At 41.6% G+C, this 5,478-nt stretch carries 5 protein-coding genes; 2 read left to right on the forward strand and 3 right to left on the reverse strand.

Annotation, left to right across the window (positions count from 1 at the left end; all coding sequences use genetic code 11):
- On the forward strand, positions 1 to 333 hold a 333-nt coding region (locus QZZ55_RS13400; RefSeq protein ID WP_293267839.1), incomplete at its 5' end, for an alkaline phosphatase PhoX.
- Positions 334 to 394: 61 nt separating this feature from the next.
- Here QZZ55_RS13400 and QZZ55_RS13405 read toward each other — a convergent pair.
- Positions 395 to 1,024 carry a 3'-5' exonuclease gene (locus QZZ55_RS13405; protein WP_293267840.1) on the reverse strand — a complete coding sequence of 210 codons (630 nt, stop codon included), beginning with the start codon at positions 1,022 to 1,024 and terminating at the stop codon, positions 395 to 397.
- A 385-nt stretch (positions 1,025 to 1,409) separates the two neighbouring features.
- On the opposite strand from QZZ55_RS13405, the gene QZZ55_RS13410 reads away from it, so the two are divergent.
- Positions 1,410 to 3,362: a methyl-accepting chemotaxis protein gene (locus QZZ55_RS13410; RefSeq protein WP_293267841.1), complete on the forward strand. Its 1,953-nt coding sequence runs from the start codon at positions 1,410 to 1,412 to the stop codon at positions 3,360 to 3,362.
- Between the two features lie 73 nt (positions 3,363 to 3,435).
- On the opposite strand, the gene QZZ55_RS13415 is transcribed toward QZZ55_RS13410, so the two are convergent.
- Positions 3,436 to 4,515: a poly(3-hydroxybutyrate) depolymerase gene (locus QZZ55_RS13415; protein ID WP_293267842.1), complete on the reverse strand. Its 1,080-nt coding sequence runs from the start codon at positions 4,513 to 4,515 to the stop codon at positions 3,436 to 3,438.
- Between the two features lie 64 nt (positions 4,516 to 4,579).
- The gene (locus tag QZZ55_RS13420; protein WP_293267843.1) at positions 4,580 to 5,422 is read right to left on the reverse strand and encodes a tetrahydrofolate dehydrogenase/cyclohydrolase catalytic domain-containing protein; all 843 of its coding nucleotides are present in this window, start codon (positions 5,420 to 5,422) and stop codon (positions 4,580 to 4,582) included.
- Positions 5,423 to 5,478 lie beyond the last annotated feature (56 nt).

Consider the following 5,478-nt stretch of genomic DNA (forward strand, 5'->3'; position numbering starts at 1 on the left):
AGCCCAGACGGCTTAGGCTTTGATAAAGCGGGTCGCTTGTGGGTTCTTACTGATGGTAAGTATTCAAACGAAGGTGATTATGCGGGCATGGGTAATAACCAAATGCTATGTGCAGATCCAGAAACCGGTGAGATACGTCGCTTTGCGACAGGCCCTATCGCCTGCGAGATTACCGGCCTGACATTCTCTCCCGATCAGCGAACCATGTTTGTTGGCGTGCAACACCCAGGTGAAAAGAACGCACCCTCCCACTTCCCTGCTGGCGGCAACAGCAAACCTCGCTCAACTATTATGACAGTACAGCGCGAGGATGGTGGCATCATCGGCGCCTAGCCCATTTTAAATGACAGGTCTTGCGCCCCTCTTTGAGGGGCTTTTTTTATTTGTTGTTTTGCTAAGACCTCTCAAGTAGCCGTCGAACAGAATTTTTCGGCGTTTTAGCAAGCGTTTGTAACAGCTTGAAAGGCGCTTTTGTTATTCCGTATTGCTCCTGCATGACATCGAGCATAGAAACCCATAGTTTAGTTGTCATTTCCGAGTCATATAAGGCTCTGTGAAAAGTACCTTCACTGGGAATATTGGCATGTTTAATCAATGTGCCTAACTTATGGTCTGGCGCATTTTGGTACAACCTACGAGCCACTAGCATCGAACATGCAAACTCCCCTGTGTAATCTCTAGAAATCTTATGTAGCTCTGCATCTAAAAAGCGTTTATCAAATGAGGCATTATGCGCCACTAAATTATAGTCTTTGATAAAGTCAGCAAACTCACACATTACGTCAGCACACAAAGGAGCTTCTTTTAACATGTGGTTAGTAATACCCGTGTAATCTTCAATAAAACTACTGATACGTCTACCAGGATTCATTAACGCCTGAAATCGCCCTGTTATTTCACCTTGTTCAATGCGTACCGCTCCAATTTCAATCGCTCGATCCCCCATATCAGGTGATAAACCAGTGGTCTCAAAATCGAGTACAACGACTGTATTTGCATTTGGAATAATAGCCCTATCCAACATTTTCTCCTTTATCAAAAAATTATACTTTTACTCACCGAACTCACATAAAGATAAAGAATTTAAAGTCACTCTCATCGAATCATATTTTGTGTCTGCAATATAAGACGAACTCGACATAAATGTCGTCAATTCTAAATTCTTTTAATAAAAAGCTAAAAAAATTGTTAAATATAAAATCCATCTACTACCTTTTACTTTCTTGTTTTTATTCAATAAAAATAAGCAGATAGAAAAATATCCCATATATTAACATAAGCTTAACTCAAGCCCTGTATGTCATAAGACACATAATAATAAATAGACATACTTCATGATGAGTTTTGGCAAATGTATTTAAAAACCTACTAAGGACGGTAGACAAAAATTGAACCTAAATAGGTGCTCGATGTTCAAAAAAATGAAGCTTGCAACCCAACTTTTCTCATCTTTCGGTGCCATGTTAATTCTCATGTCCCTCCTAGCAACCGTAGCCTATATTGGCTTAAATACAGGCTATAGTAACTTTGTTGAATACAGAGGCTTAGCTAGAGACAGTAATTTGGCTGGCCGAGTTCAGGCCAACCTTTTAATAGTCCGGTTAAATGCTCTTAAATATTTAAAACAGCAAAGCCCTGAAAATGTTAACAACTTCAATGAAAGATTAGCCCTTCTACAAGAGCTATTAATTGAAGCGCGCGAAGAAATTCAAAAACCAACACGTGCTCATCTCGTCAAAAGTGCTATAGATAGTATTAATGAGTATGAAAAAGGCTTCAAAGAAGTACAGGGGTACTTCAAACACCGTAATGATATTGTAGAAAAATCCCTTAATCCAAATGGGTTAGAAATGCGCAAAAATGTAACGGACATCATTACTTCGGCTTATAAGGATAATGATGCTCAAGCAACTTATTATGCCTCGCGCGCGCAAGAACAATTACTCCTAGGCCGGCTTTATGTCACTAAGTTTTTAGTCACTAACTTAGATTCTGATTATCAACGCGCCACAGAAGAATTTAAAGCACTAGCAGAAGACCTTCATCAGCTTGACTCTGTTTTAGAAAACCCTACACGGCGAAAGCTATTAAGCGACACTCAATCACGCATGAAAGTTTATACCATCAATGTTGATGATGTGTATGCCACAATTAAAGCGCGAAATAAAATCATCAATGGCACATTAAACAAAATAGGGCCACATGTTGCCGATCAACTTGAACAAGTGAAGTTGTCCGTCAAAAAAGATCAAGATGAACTTGGCCCACTGGCACAAAAATCAAGTGAGTCTGCTATTTCAACCGTTCTTTTTGTGTCCCTCATTGTTCTCATAGCGGGGATATTTCTGAGCTTGTATATTGCTCGAGTCATCCGCGAACCTATTGGTGGCGAACCAAAAGAGATTGAACAACTCGCACGAAAAATTGCTTCTGGTGATTTAACAATGCAATTTACCACTACAGGCAAAGAAACCGGTATCTATGCAGCCATGCAAGACATGGTTGGTACTCTGAAAACAGTGCTAGGAAAAATATCTGAATCATCACAACAATTAAACACATCTGCAGCTCACCTTACAACGGTTACCGAGAATGCGACTCAAGGCGCAGAAAGCCAAATGGAATACTTACAACAAACATCACAATCCATGGTCGAAATGTCAGGAACAGTCCAAGAGATCGCGGAAAGCGCCCAACTAGCATCAAACTCGGCACATCAATCTAATAACGAATCTACTACTGGGAAAAGTGTTGTCGCTGAAACTCGCAGCTCAATGGAAGGGCTGGTGACACGTATACATGATGTCAGTCTAAACCTCGAAAACCTTAAACAAGAAACCAACCAGGTTGGATGTATTCTCGATGTTATTCGTGGTATTGCTGGCCAAACCAACCTTCTTGCATTAAATGCAGCGATTGAAGCAGCCCGTGCCGGTGAGCATGGCCGAGGATTTGCGGTGGTGGCTGACGAAGTCAGAAGCCTTGCAAGCCGAACTCAAGAAAGCACCGAAGAAATTCAATTGATGATTTCGAAACTACAATCTGAGTCGCAGCGTTCGGTAGACTCCATGCTACTCAACATTCAAGATGCAGAATCAACGGCAAATAAGACAGAAGAGGCAGGAGTAGCGCTAGACTCTATCGCCGCATCCGTTGGAACAATTCTAGATATGAATGTGAAGATTGCCAGTGCTTCAGAAGAACAAAGCATGGTAGCGCAGCAAATCTCAAACAATGTAGAAACCGTTTATCAAACCGCTGTTGGATCAGCTAAAGGGGCTGAAGAAACTCTCGATAACGCGCGGGAACTGTCAAGCTTAGCAAATGATTTGAGTAACATAATGAAACAATTCAAAGTTTAAAAACTCACCCTTGCTTTAATCAATTCTTTAGCCCGCATATATGTGGGCTAATTTCATTCCCAAAGGTAGTACCTCACTGCGCAGACCTTAAAGGGCTAATCAAGCGTTCTATCATTCTGTTAATCGCCTGCATTTGCGGGGCACTTTTGTATGCATAATTAAATGGCGGTAAATTATTGCTGGTATATCCCCAAAAATCCCAACAGCCGCGTGGATTTACCGGATTGATATTTGATCTCTTTACCTGAGGATATAACACAATAATATTATTGCTATCTGCTACTTCCATATATCCCGTTTGTTCAATGTAGGTTGTATTCATAATAGAAATTCCCTGTCGACATCCGTGTAATGCAACATGTACACGACATTGTTGTGTTTTACATGATTGGGGGATATACACGTAAGCATCATCATCCATACTTGCTAATTCAGATTCGAAAAATGACCTCTGGTTAAAGCGAAGTAGTTCCCCTTGTGGGTTAGTTACAGCCTCATTTAACTCACCATAAATATGTTCCAACATTCTTTCTGCTTGAGGAATGTTGCAATTATTTATATAAGGAGACTGAGTGACATCACAAGCAGCGTCTTCAGCGTCATTGGTAATAAAGGCATGCCCAGCATTAACCGATTTATTATAAAATATTTGATTTCCGTTAAGGCCAATTGACTCATAAAAATCAGATGTTGAATCAACCACCTTTGTAACAACTGTTCTATCGCTTTGACCAGAAAAGATGTACACCTGGTCATCAAGTAGATTGTCAGGTGTATCTATTAATTCAGCTTCCCCTGATTGCTTGGCAACACTAGCCAACTCTTTTCCAACAGGAAAAAATGCAGAAGGACAAATAAACCACGTATATTTGCAGGGGTCCATACAGGTAGTAAGGGCATTGCTCAGTGGAGACATAAACGAGAAAGTCGAAGCGCAATTCCACGGACCACCAGCCACTATACCGGCCCCTACAAGCTTTTCTGAATAGGCAACATGGAATTGAGCAGCCATGTATGCTCCAGATGAAAGACCAGAAACAGACGTCTGTTCAGCCAGTGCATTCATTGTAGGCAACGGGGCTTCAATTGCATGAGTGTTAGTCGTTAATAGTATGAACAGCCCTGAAAAGATGAGCGATATACGGCGTAGCATGACAGTAAACCCCAGACATCAAATGAATGCGCAGGAGTTTACCCTAGGAGGAATGGAATAAATATTACAGATTTGCCAGCTGAGCAGACTCAAGTGTTTGGCTAATAAGTGCATTAATAGTCATCGGCCCCACACCTCCTGGAACAGGTGTCATAGCTTTGACTCTGTTTTCCAGCCCGTGCTTTTCAATATCGCCAATACCACCTGCATGATAACCCGCGTCTATCACCACAGCACCATCCTTGATCCATTGTGCCTTTATAAGCTCTGGCTGGCCAACAGCACCAATGACGATATCCGCTTGTTTTACTTGCTGGGCCAAATCAACAGTACGTGAGTGACAAACAGTTACTGTTGCATTCGCGTTTAGCAGCATGGCTGCCATCGGTTTACCTAAAATTGGGCTACGGCCAACGACAACAGCATGCTTACCTTCCATCTCTACATTATAATGCTTTAATAGGGTCATTATTCCGGCAGGTGTGGCAGAACCAAATGCTTTTTCACCCATCGCCATACGACCAAAACCCTGTGTTGTTACGCCATCAACATCTTTTTCTAATGCAATCGCATCAAAACAAGCACGCTCGTTTATCTGCTCAGGTACCGGGTGCTGCAATAAAATACCGTTGACTGCAGGATCGTTATTTAAACGCTTTATTTCTAAAAGTAGTTGCTCTGTCGTAGTATCAATAGGCAAGACTATACTCTGTGACCCCATGCCGACTCGTTCACAAGCATTTACTTTCATCTGAACATACGTTGCAGACGAAGGATCGTCACCCACAAGGATAGTTGCCAGTGCTGGTTTTCTTCCACCTTGCCCGGTAAGTCGTTCAACCGATGCTTTTAGCTGCTGCTCACGATTTTTAGCTAATGACTTACCATCCAACATCTGTGCAGACATGAAAAAAATACTCCTAATTAATAAGCAAATACAAAGCTACTAGCGACAAACCCAGC

The sequence above is a fragment of the Neptunomonas sp. genome (assembly GCF_016744175.1).
Classification (GTDB): domain Bacteria; phylum Pseudomonadota; class Gammaproteobacteria; order Pseudomonadales; family Balneatricaceae; genus Neptunomonas.